We start from the raw sequence: 21,111 nt of genomic DNA, 5'->3' as shown, positions 1-21,111 counted from the left end.
GAAACTAAGATGAGTGACAGATTGTTTATTTTCGACACGACACTGCGCGATGGTGAACAGGTGCCTGGATGCCAGTTGAACACCGTAGAGAAGATTCAGGTGGCTAAGGCCTTGGAGCAGTTGGGCGTTGACGTGATTGAAGCAGGATTCCCTATCAGTAGTCCGGGCGATTTTAATTCGGTAATTGAGATTTCAAAGGCCGTCACTTGGCCTGTTATCTGTGCGTTAAGCAGAGCTGTACAGCGCGATATTGACGTGGCAGCCGAAGCGTTGAAGTATGCCAAGCACAAACGTATCCATACCGGTATCGGCACAAGTGACGAGCATATCAAGTTCAAGTTCAATAGCACGCGTGAGGAGATTCTTGAGCGAGCTGTAGCTGCGGTGAAGTATGCGCGCCGTTTTGTGGACGATGTCGAGTTCTATGCCGAGGATGCCGGCCGCACGGATAATGAGTATTTGGCTCGTGTCGTAGAGGCTGTCATTAAGGCCGGTGCCACGGTGGTCAACATCCCAGATACGACAGGCTATTGTCTGCCTGAAGAGTTTGGACAGAAAATACGTTATCTGAAGGAGCATGTTGATAATATCGATCGTGCTATCATTTCCACCCACTGTCACAATGACTTAGGTATGGCTACGGCCAACACGCTTGAAGGTGTGCTCAATGGTGCCCGTCAGGTTGAGGTCACCATCAATGGTATTGGTGAGCGTGCCGGTAATACCAGTCTGGAAGAGATTGCCATGATCTTGAAGTGTCATAAGTCAATCGATATTGAAACCAATATCAATACCCAGAAAATCTATCCCACTTCTCGTTTGGTATCTAGTCTAATGAATATGCCTATTCAGCCCAATAAGGCTGTCGTAGGACGTAATGCTTTTGCACATTCCAGCGGTATCCATCAGGATGGTGTGCTGAAAAATGTGCAGACCTATGAGATTATGGATCCTAAGGATGTTGGTATTGACGACAACTCTATTGTATTGACCGCACGTAGTGGTCGTGCTGCCTTGAAACATCGTCTGCATATCAATGGCGTTGACGTGAGCGATGAAGAGAAAGTTGATAAGATATACGAGAAATTCCTAGCTTTGGCCGATTTGAAAAAAGAGGTAAGCGATGCCGATGTCCTGATGCTTGCAGGAGCTGATACAGCAGAACAACATGCTGTGAAACTCGATTTCCTGCAGGTTACTACAGGTAAGGGCGTGAAGAGTGTGGCTTCTATCGGACTGGATATCAGTGGACAGAAGTTTGAGGCTGCATCCAGTGGCAATGGTCCGGTGGATGCCGCTATCAAGGCTCTGAAGAAGATTATTATGAAGCACATGACATTAAAGGAATTCACCATTCAGGCTATCTCCAAGGGGTCTGATGATGTAGGTAAGGTACATATGCAGGTAGAGTACCAGGGTGCTTTGTACTATGGTTTTGGTGCTAATACCGACATTGTGACCGCTTCCGTGGAAGCCTATATAGACTGTATCAATAAATTCAAGAAAGCAGAATGAACACACTTTTCGATAAGATATGGGACGCCCATGTGGTACAGACCGTGCCCGATGGTCCCACACAACTTTATATTGATCGCCTCTACTGTCATGAGGTGACTTCACCACAGGCCTTCGATGGTATGCGTGCCAGGGGCTTAAAGTGTTTCCGTCCGGAACAGATTGTCTGTATGCCCGACCATAACACGCCTACTCATGATCAGGATAAGCCAATTGCCGACCCTGTGTCAAAGAAACAGGTGGATACCTTGGAACGAAATGCCCGTGAGTTTGGCTTGAAGCATTTTGGTATGATGTCAAAAGATAATGGCATCATCCATGTGGTAGGTCCGGAGAAAGGACTCTCGTTGCCCGGTATGACGATTGTATGTGGCGACTCTCATACCTCTACCCATGGTGCCATGGGTGCTGTTGCTTTCGGTATCGGTACCAGTGAGGTCGAGATGGTCATGGCTTCACAATGTATCCTGCAGCAGAAACCAAAGTCTATGCGAATCACCATCAACGGACAGTTGGGTAGGGGAGTGACGGCCAAGGATGTTGCCCTCTATCTCATGGCGAAACTGACAACCAGTGGTGCCACGGGATATTTTGTTGAGTATGCAGGTGAAGTGGTTAAGAACCTGTCGATGGAAGGTCGCCTGACGCTCTGTAACCTTTCTATTGAGATGGGGGCGCGTGGAGGTTTCATAGCTCCTGACGCCGTGACCTTTGATTATATAAAAGGTAAGGAATATGCCCCCAAGGGTGAGGATTGGGATAAGGCCATGGCCTATTGGTGCACGCTGAAAAGTGGCGATGACGCTGTGTTTGATAAGGAACTGGTGTTTGATGCTGCGGATATCGAACCTCGTATCACTTATGGCACCAATCCCGGTATGGGAATCGGTATTACAGAGTCAATTCCTGCTGAGGGTGATGCCAATTTTAATAAATCTTTGCAGTACATGGGCTTCAAGGAAGGTGAGAAACTGTTGGGCAAGAAGATTGACTATGTCTTCCTGGGCGCCTGTACCAACGGCCGTATCGAGGACTTCCGTGCCTTTGCGTCTATCGTGAAAGGACGTCAAAAGGCTGCTGATGTGGTGGCATGGCTGGTACCTGGCTCATGGGCTGTTGACAAGCAGATTCGTGAGGAAGGACTTGATAAGGTTCTCGAAGCTTCAGGCTTTGAAATCCGTCAGCCTGGTTGCTCAGCCTGTTTGGCGATGAACGATGACAAGGTTCCTGCAGACAAGTATGCCGTATCAACGAGCAACCGTAATTTTGAGGGCCGTCAGGGACCTGGTGCACGCACCATCCTCTGTTCCCCCCTTGTAGCTGCCGCTGCAGCAGTCACTGGAGTAATCACTGATCCACGTACATTATTATGAAACAGAAATTTGACATCATCACATCTACCTGCGTGCCCTTACCTTTAGAGAACGTAGATACAGACCAGATCATTCCCGCCCGTTTCCTGAAAGCCACGGATAAAGAGGGCTTTGGCGATAATCTCTTCCGTGACTGGCGCTATCGTCCCGATGGCAGTATCGTTGAGGATTTTGTTCTCAATGACCCGAAGTACAAAGGATGTATCCTCGTGGCAGGTAAGAATTTTGGTTCTGGTAGCAGTCGTGAACATGCCGCCTGGGCTATCGCTGGCTATGGCTTTCGTGTGGTTATCAGCAGCTTCTTTGCTGATATCCATAAGAACAACGAACTGAATAACTTTGTTCTTCCTGTGCAGGTGAGCGAAAACTTCCTGCAGGAACTTTTCCAGACAATTCAGAATAATCCCGATACTCAGGTCGAGGTTGATCTGCCTAATCAGACCGTGACCAATAAAGCAACTGGCAATAGCGAGCATTTTGATATTAATGGCTATAAGAAGCACTGTCTGATGAATGGTCTTGATGATATCGATTTCCTCGTGGCCAATAAAGATAAGATAGAAAAATGGGAACACCAGAGAAACTGAATACGTATCAGCGCATTTTGCCCTTTGTGGAGATTATGGACTCCACGCTCCGTGATGGCGAACAGACCAATGGCGTGTCGTTCCTGCCTCACGAGAAGTTGGTGATGGCGCGCAAACTGCTCTCCGATGTCAACGTAGACCGTATCGAGGTGGCTTCTGCACGTGTCTCTGAGGGAGAACATGAGGCCGTCTCCAAAATATGTGCCTATGCCCAGAAGATGGGACTCTTGAGTCGTGTTGAGGTCTTAGGCTTTGTTGATGGTGGACAGAGCATCGACTGGATTGACAGTTGTGGCGGTCGTGTCGTAAACTTGTTGGCCAAGGGTTCACTGAAACACTGTACTCATCAGTTGCACAAGACGCCAGAAGAGCATATCAACGATATTCTTAGTGAAGTGGAATATGCTGCCAGCAAGGGCATCAGTGTGAATCTCTATCTGGAGGACTGGTCAAATGGTATGAAGGATTCGCCAGAGTATGTCTATCAGCTGATGGATCAACTGACATCTGCCAACCATCTTTCATCCTCCATCACTCGCTTCATGCTTCCTGATACCCTTGGCGTGATGAATCCTTTGCAGGTCATCGAGTATTTCCGTAAGATGATAAAACGTTATCCCGACGTTCATTTCGATTTCCACGCTCATAATGACTACGACCTCGCCGTAAGTAATTCCTTGGCAGCCGTATTGAGTGGTGCCAAGGGGCTGCATGTCACCGTGAATGGGCTGGGTGAGCGTTGTGGTAATGCGCCGATGGCTTCTGTTCAGGCTATTCTGAAGGATCAGTTCCATGCCAAGACAAATATTGTAGAGAGTCAGCTCAATGACCTCTCACGTATGGTCGAGAGCTTTAGTGGCATCACGGTAGCCCCCAACCAGCCTATCGTTGGTGAGAATGTGTTTACGCAGGTGGCTGGTGTGCATGCCGATGGCGACTCGAAGGATAAGCTTTATTATAACGAGTTGGTTCCAGAACGTTTCGGACGTAAGCGTGAATATGCCCTGGGAAAGAATTCGGGTAAGGCTAATATCGCTAAGAATCTGGAGGAACTGGGGTTGGAACTCACGCCTGAGCAGACACGCCGTGTCACGGAACGTATCACAGAACTGGGTGACAAGAAGGAGATTGTGACACAGGAAGACCTGCCCTTTATCGTCAGTGACGTCTTGAAGCACGACGGTTCCGAGGATAAGGTCAAACTGATCAGTTACATGGTCTCTACGGCTTATGGCCTGCGCCCGGGTGCTAATGTCAAGGTAGAAATCAATGGTCAGCAGTATGATGGCAGTGCTGTGGGTGATGGTCAGTATGACGCTTTTGTCAAGGCGCTTCGTTATATTTATAAGAAGTATCTGAACCGTACGTTTCCTGTCTTGGCCAATTATCAGGTTACCATTCCGCCGGGCGGACGTACCGATGCCTTGGTACAGACAGTCATCTCTTGGCATTATAATGGGGGTATCCTGCGCACACGCGGACTGGATGCTGACCAGACGGAGGCTGCTATCAAGGCCACGTTCAAGATGCTGAACATCATCGAAAACGAGATTCCTAATTAGTAAAATAGTGTATAACTTCTAAGTAAATTGATATGAAACTAAAAATAGCTATTCTTCCGGGCGACGGTATCGGACCGGAGATTATGAAACAAGGTGTGGCTGTGCTCAATGCTGTAGCAGAGAAATGCGGTCATGAGTTTACTTACGAGGAAGCGTTGGTAGGTGCCTGTGCCATTGAGGCCTGCGGTGATCCTTATCCAGAGGCTACCCATCAGGTGTGTATGAATGCCGATGCAGTGCTCTTTGCGGCAGTGGGCGACTTGAAATATGATAATAATCCCACACTGAAGGTTCGTCCTGAAACAGGACTGCTGGCTATGCGTAAGAAACTTGGTCTCTTTGCAAATGTGCGTCCAGTGGCCACCTTCGATTGCCTCTTACACAAATCACCATTGAAGGATGAACTGCTTCGTGGTGCTGATTTTGTGGTGCTGCGCGAATTGACAGGTGGTATGTATTTCGGCGAAAAATACCAGGACAATGACAAGGCTTACGACACTGATGTCTATACACGTCCTGAGATAGAACGTATTCTGAAGGTTGCCTTCGAGATGGCTATGCAGCGTCGTAAGCATCTGACGGTTGTGGACAAGGCCAACGTCCTGGCATCAAGTCGTTTGTGGCGTCAGATTGCCAAGGAGATGGAACCGCAGTATCCCGAGGTGCAGACTGATTATATGTTTATTGATAATGCCTCGATGCGTGTGCTCACCGAACCGCGCTTCTTTGATGTTATCGTGACAGAGAATACCTTTGGTGATATCCTTACTGATGAGACTTCATGTATCACGGGTTCAATGGGCTTGCAGCCTTCGTCTTCTTTAGGCGAACACACACCGCTCTTCGAACCTGTCCATGGCTCATGGCCACAGGCAGCCGGTCAGAACCTGGCCAATCCCTTGGCTCAGATTCTTTCTGCTGCTATGCTGTTGGAACATTTCGGACTGAAAGAGGAGGGCGCCCTTATCCGTAAGGCTGTCGACGCATCGCTCGATGCCAATGTCCGTACGCCCGAGATTCAGGTCGAAGGCGGACAGAAATATGGCACACGCGAGGTAGGAGAGTGGATAGTTAATTATATCAAGGCGAATTAATCTATCGTCTAAACCCTTACCTCCTTTAACTCCTCTAAATTCTTAATAGTAATATCGCGCTGTGGGAATGGTATTTCGATGCCATTCTCATAGAGCGTATTATAGACGCACTTTAATACATCACTGATCACGTACGATTTCTTCACGGCATCAGCCCACACAAAGAGCTTGAAATCTACGCTTGAGTCGTTCATGCCGCTCATCACCGACTTCACCTTCTTTTGAGGATCCATCCATTCATGATGCAGATCGTTGACAGCATTTTCTACCAGTTCCGTCACCTGCTTCAGGTTAGAACCATAGGCCACGCCAAATGGAATGACTGCCAGGATATACCCATTGTTCTTAGTCAGGTTCTTATAGTTCTTGGCAAACAACTGACTGTTCTGGAAAGTGATAATCTCTCCATATACAGACTCAATGATGGTAGATGTGTAGTTGATAGAGGTCACCTTGCCTCGCGTGCCGTCCACCTCAATCCAGTCGCCCACACTGATACGTCCAGCCATCAGCGAGGCACCATAGTAGATATTCTCGATGATATCTTTCGATGCAAAACCGATACCGGTTGACAGTCCGCCTGAGATAGCCAGCAACCATGCCACGCTGATATTCATGATAGAGAGTGACATCAGCAGCCATACTCCCCATACCAGTACTTGAATCACGTTGCGTCCCATCACCTCTCTGCTGGCGGCAGTCGAGGGGTCGCCTGCTTTGTAGTGGTGCTTCAGCAGTGACAGGATGGTACTTGCTATATACTTGAACATGAAGAACAGGTTTACCACCATACAGAGTTTCAGGATGCTCACCTGCAGGTTCTCCAGGTCGATAAAGTGCTTCTTGAAAATCTGCCAGCACAAATCGCTTAGGTTAAACACGTCGGCAGCCCAGTATATAGAGATCATCACAGACAGAACACCCATCACGGGCAGCATTACCTTATAAAATAGCATGTAGGCCCATGTCTCTGTAATAGGTTTCTCTTCAAAGCCGCGGCGTGTGCCGTATAGTTTCAGATACTGACTCACACAGGTGATTGTCAGGATGCAGGTCAACTGCATAATCCACCATATCAGTATCTGTACGGCCATCAGTGTATAGCCCACCCATGAACATATCAATGACAGTATAAAGATAGCCTGTGATATATAGGTATAGAACATGTCCGACTGTGGAATGTTCTGATGGTGCTTCCTCATCATACGCCATTGCCATAGCGTGCAGAGCAGGAGTAGGGGAGGGAATATCAGGTTAACCAACTCTCTGGGGATAAGTATGATACGGAATGCAATGACCATGAATCCCACAAAGAGCAGGGGAGCGTAGATGTGGAACGCACTGCGTATCTGCCGGCCGTTTACTCTGAGGAGCAGTGATATCAGTATCACACTCAGCAACCAGGCGTATTCTATCAGCAGACTGCTGGCCATGAGGAAGAAATTCTGATTCAGCGTTGCTTTCAAGATACCCAGGATGGCGGCAAAGGTAACGGTGGTTGTCGCCATAATCACGCACGAGCGCTTCTTGAGGAACTCACTGGTGTGGAATCGCTTGGGCAGGAACTTAAATATAATAAGGTTTAAGATAACGGCTACCAGGATATAAAAAACAATGATGGTAAAGAGCTGGATGATCACCGAACTGTCCCAGTCTGATTCTTCTTTGTTGGGCGTGTACTTATCCAGGATAACCGACTCGGCCTCAGTGAGTTTGGTCCTGAACTCCTTGATGACCGTAAAGTAGTTCTCACCGCCATTTTTGAAGATGCTTTTCTGGATGTCATCATATCGCATGTTGGCATACTCATTCAGATTCTTCAGCCGTTGCTCAGCCATCTCGTAGAAGGAGATATAATTGGCCACCTGTCCTCTGTTCTCTATCAGTGTGTTCTGGATATTGATAGCGAGGGTCAGACAGACACTGCGGTCGGTCCTTCCTTGTTCTTCCAGCATGTCAGGACGCATTGACTTCAGACTGTTTATCAGGCTGTCGTATTTTGCAATCTCTACGTCGTTTTCTTCCAGATAGGCCTTAAAGGGCAACTGTTGTTTCTGAAAAGACTGATACTGCTCCGTAGCCTCATGACAGGCGTAGGTCAGGTCAAACACATAATTCGTGTTTTGTGAATAGAGCATCAAAGCATTCTGATTGCTTTTTTTGATAGTCTCCTTCAGTTGGTCCACGATACTCTTAGCCGCTTCTTTGCGCTCGTTCGACTGTGAGTGCAGTTCGGTATGCTTTTCTGTTAGTTCCGTACGTAGCACGCTCAGAGTTTGCTCCAAATCTTTTTCTTTCAGTACGGCATACGCATCTGTCAGGGTAAACAATACGAGTAGGGTAGCTATTATTTTCTTCATGTACATATGTTTATTTTCTAAAATTTGGGCACAAAGGTACGAAAAGAAGTGAGTAATACAAAAAATATTGATTCTTTTTTTTGTGTCATTTTTACATTACTCTGCTCTCTATATTATATATAATAAGGTGAGTTTTTAAGGTTTGTCAAATAACTCGAAAACCTGCAATTTTTTTATGAAAAAAAGTGGTAAAATGTTTGGTGGTTCAGAAAAAAGTCGTACCTTTGCATCCGCTTTCGCCTAACAACGGGCAAGGCACTAAAGAAAGAGTTCTTTGAAAGATTTACATAGACAGAAGTAGTACAAGAAGCGAGAGTAATTTCGGTTACTCTTGGGTAGAAGAAACAAACCGTTTAATTCTTAACTTGATACTGGATAGTCGTTCTGAGACAGATATAAAAGATTGTGAAAGCAGCATTTCCTGCTTTACCAAGACTTTAGAGATAAAACATTTTACAATGAAGAGTTTGATCCTGGCTCAGGATGAACGCTAGCTACAGGCTTAACACATGCAAGTCGAGGGGCAGCGAGAAGAAAGCTTGCTTTCTTTGTCGGCGACCGGCGCACGGGTGAGTAACGCGTATCCAACCTTCCCCTTAGTAGAGGATAGCCCGGCGAAAGTCGGATTAATACTCTATGTTATTCGTAGAAGACATCTGAAATGAATCAAAGGTTTACCGCTAAGGGATGGGGATGCGTCTGATTAGGTTGTTGGCGGGGTAACGGCCCACCAAGCCCACGATCAGTAGGGGTTCTGAGAGGAAGGTCCCCCACATTGGAACTGAGACACGGTCCAAACTCCTACGGGAGGCAGCAGTGAGGAATATTGGTCAATGGACGGAAGTCTGAACCAGCCAAGTAGCGTGCAGGATGACGGCCCTATGGGTTGTAAACTGCTTTTGTACGGGAATAAAGTGCGGGACGTGTCCCGTTTTGTATGTACCGTAAGAATAAGGACCGGCTAATTCCGTGCCAGCAGCCGCGGTAATACGGAAGGTCCGGGCGTTATCCGGATTTATTGGGTTTAAAGGGAGCGCAGGCTGGAGATTAAGCGTGACGTGAAATGCCGCGGCTCAACCGTGGAAGTGCGTCGCGAACTGGTTTCCTTGAGTGTATTCGACGTCAGCGGAATTCGTGGTGTAGCGGTGAAATGCTTAGATATCACGAAGAACTCCGATTGCGAAGGCAGCTGGCGAGGCTATAACTGACGCTAAAGCTCGAAGGTGCGGGTATCGAACAGGATTAGATACCCTGGTAGTCCGCACGGTAAACGATGGATGCCCGCTGTATGCGATATAGTGTATGCGGCCAAGCGAAAGCGTTAAGCATCCCACCTGGGGAGTACGCCGGCAACGGTGAAACTCAAAGGAATTGACGGGGGCCCGCACAAGCGGAGGAACATGTGGTTTAATTCGATGATACGCGAGGAACCTTACCCGGGCTTGAACTGCAGGAGAACGATTCAGAGATGATGAGGCCCTTCGGGGCTCCTGTGGAGGTGCTGCATGGTTGTCGTCAGCTCGTGCCGTGAGGTGTCGGCTTAAGTGCCATAACGAGCGCAACCCCTGCGACTAGTTGCCATCAGGTTATGCTGGGCACTCTGGTTGGACTGCCACCGTAAGGTGTGAGGAAGGTGGGGATGACGTCAAATCAGCACGGCCCTTACGTCCGGGGCTACACACGTGTTACAATGGGTGGTACAGAGAGATGGTGTTCCGCAAGGCGCATCTAATCCTAAAAGCCATCCTCAGTTCGGATTGGGGTCTGCAACCCGACCCCATGAAGCTGGATTCGCTAGTAATCGCGCATCAGCCATGGCGCGGTGAATACGTTCCCGGGCCTTGTACACACCGCCCGTCAAGCCATGAAAGCCGGGGGCGCTTGAAGTCCGTGACCGTAAGGATCGGCCTAGAGCGAAACTGGTAATTGGGGCTAAGTCGTAACAAGGTAGCCGTACCGGAAGGTGCGGCTGGAACACCTCCTTTCTGGAGAGAATGACTAGACAGAAGTTAAGATGGTTAGTTTTAACCCAAGCTTCTTTACTACACGCTGTTTATATAGAGAATGTATGAGGCTGGGCAGAGGTACCCCCTCTGACCAAACTGACAGTCCTATAGCTCAGTTGGTTAGAGCGCCACACTGATAATGTGGAGGTCGGCAGTTCAAGTCTGCCTGGGACTACTTCGATTTCTCTATCCCATGGGGGATTAGCTCAGTTGGCTAGAGCGCTTGCATGGCATGCAAGAGGTCATCGGTTCGACCCCGATATTCTCCACAATCCTCACAACGAGGAAGAGTTCTTTGACATATTGACACACAAGACTGTAAGTAAAGACTTTAAGAAGTCAAACTGAGTAGATTAAAAAATCTCAAAATTACAGCTGAAAGTATGAGCTATGCATTGAATGTTTAATGTTTAATCTTTAATGTTTAATCATAAATGTTTAATGTATATAGGCGAAAGCAAGTTAGGGCGTCTGGTGGATGCCTTGGCTCTCGGAGGCGATGAAGGACGTGATAAGCTGCGATAAGCTCTGGGTAGATGCAAATAATCTTTGATCCAGGGATTTCCGAATGGGACAACCCAGCAGTCTGAAGGACTGTTATTCCTACAAAGGTAGGAAGGCAAACGGGGGGAACTGAAACATCTTAGTACCCCCAGGAAGAGAAAATAAATAATGATTCCCCTAGTAGTGGCGAGCGAACGGGGAAGAGCCCAAACCTGTTATGTAGCAATGCATAATGGGGGTTGTAGGACCACGCTGTGGTACTCTGATCATGAGCAGAATGTTCTGGAAAGTTCAACCATAGAAGATGAAAGTTCTGTACGCGAAGTGAAATGAGGCCTAGTGGTATCCTGAGTAACGCGGAGCACGAGGAATTCTGCGCGAATCTGCCGGGACCATCCGGTAAGGCTAAATACTCCCGAGAGACCGATAGCGAACCAGTACCGTGAGGGAAAGGTGAAAAGCACCCCTATTAGGGGAGTGAAATAGTACCTGAAACCAGTCGCCTACAAGCGGTCGGAGCTAGTTTTTCTAGTGACGGCGTGCCTTTTGCATAATGAACCTACGAGTTACCATGTCCGGCGAGGTTAAGCCCTTCTGGGGCGCAACCGCAGTGAAAGCGAGGCTGAAGAGGCCGCCCAAGTCGGATGGGGTAGACGCGAAACCGAGTGATCTACACATGTCCAGGATGAAGTCCCGGTAACACGGGATGGAGGTCCGCACCGATAAGCGTTGAAAAGCTTCCGGATGAGGTGTGTGTAGGAGTGAAAGGCCAATCAAACTCGGAGATAGCTCGTACTCCCCGAAAGGCATTTAGGTGCCGCGTCGGATGGTCACCGTGAGAGGTAGAGCGACCGATAGGTCAAGAGGGCTTCACCGCCTATCGAGACCTGACGAACTCCGAATGCTCACGGTCTGCAGTCCGGCAGTAAGGGGGCGGGTGCTAAGGTCCGTCCCCGAGAGGAGAAGAATCCAGACCGCCGTCTAAGGTCCCGGAATCCTGTCTGAGTTAGTCTAACGAAGTGTGGCCTCGATGACAGCTAGGATGTTGGCTTGGAAGCAGCCATTCATTCAAAGAGTGCGTAACAGCTCACTAGTCGAGAGGCCGTGCATGGATAATAATCGGGTATAAGACAGGTACCGAAGGCGCGGGATAGCATTAAAAAGTATCGGTAGGGGAGCATTCCAGCGGCGCCGAAGGCAGGAGACGACTTCTGCTGGAGCTTCTGGAAAAGCAAATGTAGGTATAAGTAACGATAAGACGGGTGAGATTCCCGTCCGCCATAAGACTAAGGTTTCCCGGGCGATGTCAATCACCCCGGGGTGAGTCGGGTCCTAAGTTTAAGCCGAACGGCGAGAGCGATGGCTGACACGGTTAATATTCCGTGACTACCATACGGGGCGACGTGGTGACGGAGCAGTGACACTGCCGCGTGCTGACGGAATAGCACGTTGAAGCGTGTAGGTGCTGAGGAGTGCAGGCAAATCCACACTCCGAGCCGAACGTGACAGTACAGGGTCTTCTTCGGAAGAACTTGATAGCGCAGGTAAACATACTCCCGAGAAAAACCGCTAAGCTTAACCCGTGTGGTACCCGTACCGCAAACGGACACACGTAGTCGGGTAGAACATACTAAGGCGTTGAGAGATTCGTGGCTAAGGAACTAGGCAAACTGACCCTGTAACTTCGGGATAAAGGGTCCTCACTTTAAGTGAGGCGCAGAGAATAGGTCCAGGCAACTGTTTAACAAAAACACAGGGCTGTGCAAACTCGAAAGATGAGGTATACAGCCTGACACCTGCCCGGTGCTGGAAGGTTAAGAGGAGATGTCAGTCTTCGGATGAAGCATTGAATTGAAGCCCCAGTAAACGGCGGCCGTAACTATAACGGTCCTAAGGTAGCGAAATTCCTTGTCGGGTAAGTTCCGACCTGCACGAATGGTGTAATGATCCGGACGCTGTCTCGGCCACGATCTCAGTGAAATTGTAGTATCGGTGAAGATGCCGATTACCCGCGATGGGACGAAAAGACCCCGTGAACCTTTACTACAGCTTAGCACTGACCTTGGTCATCGGATGTGTAGGATAGGCCGGAGGCTATGAAGTGGGCGCGCCAGCGTTCATGGAGCCGCCGTTGAAATACGGCCCTTCTGCTGCCTGAGGTCTAACTTGTAGTTACAAGGACACTGTTTGGTGGGTAGTTTGACTGGGGTGGTCGCCTCCAAAAGCGTAACGGAGGCTTCCAAAGGTGCCCTCGGGCCGATTGGTAACCGGCCTTATAGAGTGTAAAGGCAAAAGGGCGCTTGACTGGGAGGCAGACATGCCGAGCAGGCAGGAAACTGGGGCTTAGTGATCCGGTGCAAGTGTATGGAAACTGCATCGCTCAAAGGATAAAAGGTACTCCGGGGATAACAGGCTGATCCCCCCCAAGAGCTCATATCGACGGGGTGGTTTGGCACCTCGATGTCGGCTCGTCACATCCTGGGGCTGGAGAAGGTCCCAAGGGTTGGGCTGTTCGCCCATTAAAGTGGCACGCGAGCTGGGTTCAGAACGTCGTGAGACAGTTCGGTCTCTATCTATCGTGGGCGTGGGAGTCTTGAGTGGATCGGACACTAGTACGAGAGGACCGTGTTTGACTGACCTCCGGTTTACCGGTTGTACCGCCAGGTGCACCGCCGGGTATCCGCGTCGGGATCGGATAAGCGCTGAAAGCATCTAAGTGCGAAGCCGGCCACAAGATGAGGGCTCCATTGAGGGTCGTCGTAGACTACGACGTTGATAGGGTGCAGGTGTAAAGACAGTGATGTCAAAGCCGAGCACTACTAATTGCCCGAAGGCTTTCGCTAAATAAGCGCATGCTTTCAACTGTGACAGTATTGACGATAAAGTTTTGTCTTCAGTCTTAGTGTGATATGTCAACCTTATACGCGGTTGTATAATTGTCAATTATCAATTGTCAATTATCAATTTAGCGAAGATATTCAGGTGGCTATTGCGGCGGGGTCCCACCTCTTCCCATTCCGAACAGAGAAGTTAAGCCCGCTTGCGCCGATGGTACTGCAATGCAATGCGGGAGAGTAGGAGGCTGCCATTTTTACAAAGTGAAGACCCTGATTCAGCAATGAGTCAGGGTCTTTTTCGTGTTTGTATATCCTAACCTTAGATGCATCGTTAGTTGCTTACGCTGAACATAAAAACCGGTTTGCTGAATATATTTGGCGAATCGGTTTTCTTTGTGTAGTTTTGCTTCATCAAAAATTTCTAAACTTATAAGATGAACAAATTTCTGTTTTTTTTGATGCTTATGGCATCTGCTGCATCAGTGACTAGTTGTACTCAGGATGATCCGTATGAAGAGTACTTCAACAATTGGATGAATAATAACGTTACTCCCAATACCAGTAGTGGTAATTCCGCTACTACGGGTGAGTTGGCTTCATTTGATGTTGCTATAGATAAAACGGCAGCGGAGCCAACCGATGTCGCTTCGGCATATTATCCTGACGAAGAGGATATGCTTGAGAATAATGATTTTTCTACGGAGGTAGCTATTGATTTGTCTAATCCAGTTTCGAAGACAGTTGATGGTGTGGAGATAACTGTCAACGGTAGCCACGTGACGGCCAACCACGGCTCTGAGAAGAAAGTATGCTACGTAGTGAGTGGCTCGACTACCAACGGTTCACTGACCATCCTTGGTGAGAAGAAATATGCCGTGAAGCTCAACGGTGTATCCATTACCAATCCCGACTCAGCAGCATTGAACCTGTTGAGCAATAAACGCGCGTTTGTTATCCTGGCCGATGGCACTACCAATACGTTGACCGATGGAGTGGGGGGCTCGCAGAAAGGTACGCTCTACTGTAAGGGTAAACTGCTTTTCAATGGCAGTGGCTCCCTGAGCGTCACTGGCAATACGAATAACGGTATCCATTCAGCCGACTATATTACATTTAGTAAAGGCTGTAATATTTATGTGAAAGCTACTGAAAATCATGGTGTTAAGGCAAATGATGGTATCTTCATTAATGGTGGAATCCTCAATATTGAGGTATCGGCAGCTGCAGCTAAGGGCATCAACAGCGAGAGTCATATCATTATCAACGGTGGACGCACTACAGTATTGACTACCGGTAACGGTGCTTATGATACAACAGATAAGTCTGTTAAGGGTGCGGCATGCATCAAGACCGACTCAACACTGACCGTTAATGGTGGAGAGCTATGGCTGAAGAGTACAGGCTCGGGTGGAAAAGGCATCAATGTGGATATGGAAGCCAACTTCAATGGCGGCAGTGTCTATGTGGTTACCACCGGTGGACAATACAAAATCAATAACGACTCCTCATCGCCTAAGGGAATCAAGGTTGATGGTAATATCAACATCAGTGGTGGGCGTATCTGGGTACGTACCAGTGGCTACAACGGTGAAGGTATTGAGACGAAGAAGCAAATGACTATCACCGGTGGCGAGGTAGCCTCGTACGCCTATGACGATGCCATCAATTCAAAGAGTAATATGACCATCACCGGTGGTTATGTCTATGCCCAGGGACAGCATAACGACGGACTGGATGCCAACGGCAACTGCTATATCAAGGGCGGTACTATCTTTGCCATCTGTTCAGGCACACCAGAGGTGGCTATCGATGCCAATACCGAGGGCGGTTACAAACTCTATGTGACTGGTGGTACTATCGTTGCCGTAGGTGGAGTAGAAAACGGCAGCAGTTTGTCACAGTCGTGCTATCAGGCCTCATCGTGGAGTGCCAGCACATGGTATGCACTGACGGTAGGCAGCAGCACCTTCTCATTTAAGACCCCTTCAAGTGGTGGCTCAGGTCTGGTTGTTAGTGGTGCCTCACAGCCTACGCTCCTGTCGGGAGTCAGTGTCTGCGATGGTACGTCCTATTTTGGTGGCCTTGGAATCTATGGTGGCACCGTCAGCGGAGGTACCAATATCAGCCTTTCATCGTATAGCGGTGGCAACGGTATGAACAGTGGTCCAGGAGGCTGGCATTGACCCAGAAAAAGAAACTCAGTGATTTTGAGGTCCTATCTTAGTGACTTTGAGGTCCTAAACCTATGGTTTACGATGTGTAAACCTATGGTTTAGGACCTCAAAGTCTATAGTTTACGATGCCTTAATCTATGGTTTCTGTTTACACATCCTCTTCATCGTCTTCAATACCCTCTTTAACAGGTACAAAATCCATTTCTTCATCATCTGGGGTCACAACATTTTTCACGCTTTCCCCGCTGCCTGTTAACAGGCAATTATGGTGCATGACTTCAATAGCCTGTACATCAGGTTTTGTATATATCTTTTTCATCATTATTCCTTGTTATTTAGTGACTTTTTTACCATTAGAAATATATAGTCCTTTCTTCGTGGGCATTTTGTCGAGTTTACGGCCGTCGATTGTGTACCAATTCTCCTCCTGTTGTTTTATATCTTCTTCTACCACTAGGATACCTGTTGTCTCATAGCCTTCATCGAAATCGAGCACGAAGTTGCGCGCCTGCTGACCATTCTCAGTAGCTACCTTGAAGTGACTACGGAAACATTTCAACGCCTTGCCATTGTCGATGGTGCGTGCGTTTTTCGAGTAACCTATCTTGTTGCCCGACGACATCAGTATAATCTCGTTCTTATTGCCTTGATTGTCGCCTGTCGCTCCACTTGCTACAATCTCGAAGGGCGCGTACTGTCCAACGAAGCTTACCTGCTGGTCTTCGCTCACGATAGGTGTTGGCTCTGTGCTGGTGATGGTAACACCTGTGAATACAGGATCTTTAATGTCGCGTGTGTTTACATCCGCCTGGTCATAGCCATCTGCCTTGTTCCACCTGATGAGGTAGGGCACACCAGCCTCGATGTCTGTGACCGTATTAAATTTCATTGTCAGTGTGCCATCTGCCGATAGTGAGGTACCATCAGCGCTATTGTTAAATGCCTTGATGGTAGCACCTGCCAGACTGCTGGCGGCAATTTGTTCGGCTGTCAGCGAGAAGGGTAGGCACAGGGTGTTCCAGTAACCATCCTTGAGCAGTGTACGGTCAGTGAGTTGCACCTCAGCCATTTTGTGCCAGTTCTCTTCAAGAATGTCGATATTCTTTTTCACCAGTTCCGCGTCGTTGTTGGCAAGCTGCAGTGCTGCCTGTGTGGTGAATGCCTGGATAGCTATCAGGTTTGTAACACTATGTCTGCTATCCTTGAGCCCCCTTAACGTGAATTCGTATTGCGTGTCGCTATCCAGATTGTTGAGGGTTATCGATGGTGAGAAGATGTCACCGATGGCTGTCCAGTTTGTAGCGGTCTGCGGTTTGTTGATTTCGATGCAGTCTACGAAGAGGTAGTACATGTCGTCAGATGTATATTTGATGCAGACATACTTGGTTCCCTCAGGGATGTCTTCCTTGTATTGCGTCCATTGGTTGTCCTTAATACCAGTCACTTCATTACTGAAAGTAAAGGCGTCTATATCGTCTGTCGTAGAACTGTAGCCCACCATGAATGACTCGGGATATTCTGTGTGGTAGTTCTTGTAGTAGAACGACAACTGGGTGCCATCGATGGTCTTTGCCAATTGGGGCGAGATGAGATACTGTGGATGATGTACCTGGTCCGACAAGAAGGCGAAGCCCGCGTTACCATCCTTGCTCACAACAGAACCACTCTTGCCTTGTGATCCGTCGATACAGTCGTGACGCTTCCATCCTTTATATCCATTTTCAAAGTTCTGCGACAAGGAGGTACTGTGGTCTGACTTTCTGTACACAAACTGATAGGAGTCGCTGAAGCCCGTCCATGAGATGGTAGCCCCGTCCTTGCCCCTGTTGACGTTGATATCATAGGGTGTTGGGTTAGCTTCGGTGAACACTGAAACCTGTGCCCAGGACACCTCTTCATTTTGGGCAGAGAGGCCGCTTATCTTAACTAAATAAGAATGATCTACATTCAGGTTGCCGATGGTGTATGGACTTGTGGCGTCTTCTACAACAGTCCATTCCGGATTGTTGGGATAGATACCGACGTTGTCGATAAGCATATTATACTGGTCATTACTTTGATCGCGGAAGGCGATATAACCCATCTGGCCTTCGTATGCACTCAAGTCAACGGTTACCTCTGTCCATTCGCCGCTGGCATCGCCTGGCTCGGCAAGTAAATGGAATGCCGTCGTATCTTTTTCGGTGGTCGAGACGTAAATTTTATAGTGCTCAGGAAATCTGGAATCGCCGACACGCACCCAGTATTTCAGTTGACCGCCTAATTTGACCTGTGGTGTAATCAGCCAGTTGTCAACATTATAGGACGTCTTGTTACGATAGCTGTAAACAATGACGCCATAGTCTCCTTCATAAGAAGCATTATTATCATTATTTTGGATTATCTGCCAGTCAGTGTCGTTTGTTCCCTGGCCATTGCGCGCCACTGTCCAGCCATCGAGTCCATTCTCAAAATCGTCGAAGAATGATATCTCGCTATAGCGCAACCGATAGCTGTTGTTCTCGCCAGTCCAGTTGATAGTGGCCGAGGTGGGCGTCGTGTTAACGCCTGTGATGACGGGACATGGATAGTACATGAATGTGGTCGTGGGGATGAAGTTATATTGGTTGGGTGTTCTACTCTCCAGTTTACTTTTATCAGCATCAAACACCGCGATAGAAGCGCCCTCGACTTTTTTGCCATAGAACTTCTTTGATATCTTTTCTCCCTTTTCTGGGTTTTCAAAGTCTATGAGCAGGTTGCCACCCTTATAGAAATAGGGTGTCTTGAGTGCCATGAGTATCATTCTCTCGTTGCCCACTTTCGAGAGTGTCAGTTGGCCTTGGTAGTACAAATCCTGATCGACAACCGGTTCAAAACTGCTGATAGTGGTGTAGCCAACCTCCTTGATATACACGTTGACGCTACCCTCCATCATCTCGTTGTCGTTGTCGGTGGTGAGATGATATGCGAGAGCGTAAATGTTACTACCAAGCATGTCTGTCAGCTGTGCAGCAGGAATCACATACTGACTTTTGTTATAATAATTAAACATGCCACCAGCGACGGGAATCATTCCTTGAGTATCGGTTCCTTCATAGACCGTTACATTTTTCTCTGCCCTCATGCTGCCAGTGAAAAGGTATAGCATGAGCATAATCATCAGGTTAAGTTTTAATTTTGTCATCGATATTTGATTTTTAATGAGGTTTATTTGCGCCGCAAAGATACAATTATTTATTGATATATTGTTCTCTCAACAAGAAAAAAATACGTATCGATGCATGCATTTTCTTGTTTAGGTCAATCTTTCCATCGTAGGAATCAATACACATACACTTCAATACACTTGTTTTTATAAAACCCTTCGTGCGTACATGTATGTGCGTGTGTACGCAGGAGAATATTGAGTATTTCCCAATTTGTTTCCTGGTTGCAATCAACTTGGAAAATATTTTATTTAAGTTATTTCTGAACGTGAAATAAGTTGATGGCGTCTGCCATGATATCTACATGATCGAAGGCTAGTTCAGGCAAAGCTGATAAGGGGAACCATTCGGCCTTTGCAGCATCATCCTGACCAGTGACTTGCGCAGGCTTATCAATGATGGCGAGGTAAGCCACAGTGATAGTCCTTCCTCGTGGATCGCGGTCCACCTTGGAGTACGCACCTATCTGCCGAACAGTGCCCAACTTCAGGCCAGTCTCTTCCTCCAGTTCACGGATAGCACATTGCTCCGTGGTCTCGTCCATATTCATGAACCCGCCAGGAAAAGCCCAGCATCCCTTATATGGATCTGCGCTACGCTGAATAAGCAGCACCTTCGGTTCCGCCTCCTTTGTAATGACCACGCAGTCAGCTGTTACTGCAGGTCTTGGGTATTTGTATGTATATTCCATTGCTTATTTTCTTATGTGATGGCGATAGCAAAATATAAAAATAACGATGCAAAGATAGTGAAAATATAAGAAAGATGACTACTATTTAGTGCTTTTCTTTTGCGTTGTCAATGATACTTTCTATCTTTGCAACGTGAAAGGAGAAGCCAAGTAGAGCCACGATGTGCGGAACGGTGGCATCTGCGTGATGATGAGCAATTCGACCTTCTTGCGTCCCTTTGGTAGCAAGCGAACAAGTTCGAGCGGCCGCTTGATTTCTTTCACTCAGATACAGAGCTGGTCACGTGTGGCCAGCTTTTATTGTATCCCATTTTAGGATGGCAGTACCAGTCCCCTGCCAACTTCATATCATTGAGTGACTCAGATCCTCCCGTCAGCCCAATCTATAATCCATGTTTCTTTGATTCTGTCTATATAGGTACAAAAGTATTTTGGAATAAAGATCTCGGCTATCAGCCATACTCTAGCCTGCTTCGTGAGTGCTCCACGGAGCAGCCTAGGAGCAGAGTGATAGCCGCCTAAGAGCAGGCTAAAACATTTTTTACTATCCTATAGAAGACGGATTGCAAGTCAGTAATATCGTTTTTGTTTCTAGGTTAATCAGCCCTCAGACATCAGACATCAGCCATCGGCCATCTTCCATCGGAGCGAGACACTCACCCGTCCCCTCTGTACCTATTCCATCGGAGCGAGACACTCACCCGTCCCCTCTGTACTTAAGGTAGTAAAAAAAGTAATCTTGTCAAATAGTACAAGAAAAAAAATGAGATTTAGGAAGATTTCCTCTCAAATATTTGGAATTAACGAAAATACTTTCTATCTTTGCAACGTGAAAGGAGAAATCAGGTAGAGCCACGATGTGCGGAACGGTGGCATGGCTGTGGAAACACAGAGATGATGAGCAATTCGACCTTCTTGCGTCCCTTTGGTAGCAAGCGAACAAGTTCGAGCGGCCGCTTGATTTCTTTCACTCAGATACAGAGCTGGTCACGTGTGGCCAGCTTTTATTGTATCCCATTTTAGGATGGCAGTACCAGTCCCCTGCCAACTTCATATCATTGAGTGACTCAGATCCTCCCGTCAGCCCAATCTATAATCCATGTTTCTTTGATTCTGTCTATATAGGTACAAAAGTATTTTGGAATAAAGATCTCGGCTATCAGCCATACTCTAGCCTCGCTCTTGAGTGCACCACGGAGCAGCCTAGGAGCAGAGTGATT

General features: G+C 47.7%; 10 protein-coding genes, 2 tRNA genes and 3 rRNA genes. 11 read left to right on the top strand and 4 right to left on the bottom strand.

Going from position 1 to position 21,111, the window contains the following annotated elements; all coding sequences use genetic code 11:
• Positions 1–9: 9 nt before the first annotated feature.
• Genes L6466_RS09525 through leuB form a run of 5 tightly spaced genes read left to right on the top strand, consistent with a single transcriptional unit; the run spans position 10 to position 6,131 of the window.
• Positions 10–1,515 carry a 2-isopropylmalate synthase gene (locus tag L6466_RS09525; protein WP_091815933.1) on the top strand — a complete coding sequence of 502 codons (1,506 nt, stop codon included), beginning with the start codon at positions 10–12 and terminating at the stop codon, positions 1,513–1,515.
• Entirely contained in the window at positions 1,512–2,888 is a 1,377-nt protein-coding gene (gene leuC / locus L6466_RS09520) for a 3-isopropylmalate dehydratase large subunit (RefSeq protein ID WP_237803072.1), read from the top strand. The genes L6466_RS09525 and leuC overlap by 4 nt, the downstream gene beginning before the upstream one ends.
• On the top strand, positions 2,885–3,475 hold the full coding sequence (leuD, locus tag L6466_RS09515; protein WP_091815926.1) for a 3-isopropylmalate dehydratase small subunit: 591 nt from the start codon (positions 2,885–2,887) through the stop codon (positions 3,473–3,475). Before leuC ends, leuD begins: the two co-directional genes overlap by 4 nt.
• Positions 3,454–5,037: an alpha-isopropylmalate synthase regulatory domain-containing protein gene (locus L6466_RS09510; protein WP_237803073.1), complete on the top strand. Its 1,584-nt coding sequence runs from the start codon at positions 3,454–3,456 to the stop codon at positions 5,035–5,037. Before leuD ends, L6466_RS09510 begins: the two co-directional genes overlap by 22 nt.
• Positions 5,038–5,069: 32 nt before the next feature.
• Positions 5,070–6,131, top strand: a complete 1,062-nt coding sequence (leuB, locus tag L6466_RS09505) for a 3-isopropylmalate dehydrogenase (protein ID WP_237803074.1) — start codon at positions 5,070–5,072, stop codon at positions 6,129–6,131.
• An 8-nt stretch (positions 6,132–6,139) separates the two neighbouring features.
• On the opposite strand, the gene L6466_RS09500 is transcribed toward leuB, so the two are convergent.
• Positions 6,140–8,491 (bottom strand): mechanosensitive ion channel family protein, encoded by a 2,352-nt coding sequence (locus L6466_RS09500; RefSeq protein ID WP_308418231.1) that lies wholly within the window; start codon positions 8,489–8,491, stop codon positions 6,140–6,142.
• Positions 8,492–8,946: 455 nt separating this feature from the next.
• Between L6466_RS09500 and L6466_RS09495 the strand changes: the two genes are divergently transcribed.
• From L6466_RS09495 to L6466_RS09470, 6 genes are all read left to right on the top strand, one after another.
• Positions 8,947–10,476 (top strand): 16S ribosomal RNA (locus L6466_RS09495).
• A 122-nt stretch (positions 10,477–10,598) separates the two neighbouring features.
• Positions 10,599–10,672: transfer RNA gene (locus L6466_RS09490), tRNA-Ile, on the top strand.
• A 20-nt stretch (positions 10,673–10,692) separates the two neighbouring features.
• Positions 10,693–10,766, top strand: a tRNA-Ala gene (locus L6466_RS09485).
• Between the two features lie 182 nt (positions 10,767–10,948).
• Positions 10,949–13,844: ribosomal RNA gene (locus tag L6466_RS09480) — 23S ribosomal RNA — on the top strand.
• A gap of 135 nt (positions 13,845–13,979) precedes the next feature.
• A 5S ribosomal RNA gene (gene rrf, locus L6466_RS09475) occupies positions 13,980–14,092 on the top strand.
• The 16S, 23S and 5S rRNA genes sit together here with 2 tRNA genes alongside, the layout of an rRNA operon.
• 279 nt (positions 14,093–14,371) lie before the next feature.
• On the top strand, positions 14,372–16,021 hold the full coding sequence (locus L6466_RS09470; RefSeq protein ID WP_237803075.1) for a carbohydrate-binding domain-containing protein: 1,650 nt from the start codon (positions 14,372–14,374) through the stop codon (positions 16,019–16,021).
• Between the two features lie 139 nt (positions 16,022–16,160).
• On the opposite strand, the gene L6466_RS09465 is transcribed toward L6466_RS09470, so the two are convergent.
• The 3 genes from L6466_RS09465 to L6466_RS09455 all read right to left on the bottom strand — a co-directional run bounded on the left by L6466_RS09465 (position 16,161) and on the right by L6466_RS09455 (position 19,891).
• Positions 16,161–16,334: a hypothetical protein gene (locus L6466_RS09465; RefSeq protein WP_237803077.1), complete on the bottom strand. Its 174-nt coding sequence runs from the start codon at positions 16,332–16,334 to the stop codon at positions 16,161–16,163.
• Between the two features lie 9 nt (positions 16,335–16,343).
• Positions 16,344–19,178 carry a choice-of-anchor J domain-containing protein gene (locus L6466_RS09460; RefSeq protein WP_237803079.1) on the bottom strand — a complete coding sequence of 945 codons (2,835 nt, stop codon included), beginning with the start codon at positions 19,176–19,178 and terminating at the stop codon, positions 16,344–16,346.
• 278 nt (positions 19,179–19,456) lie between these two features.
• Positions 19,457–19,891: an NUDIX domain-containing protein gene (locus tag L6466_RS09455; RefSeq protein WP_237795773.1), complete on the bottom strand. Its 435-nt coding sequence runs from the start codon at positions 19,889–19,891 to the stop codon at positions 19,457–19,459.
• Positions 19,892–21,111 lie beyond the last annotated feature (1,220 nt).

Origin of the sequence: Prevotella communis (assembly GCF_022024175.1) — a bacterium.
GTDB classification, from domain to species: domain Bacteria; phylum Bacteroidota; class Bacteroidia; order Bacteroidales; family Bacteroidaceae; genus Prevotella; species Prevotella communis.
Note: the sequence above shows the minus strand (reverse complement) of the source record. Positions and strands in the feature narration are given on the sequence as shown.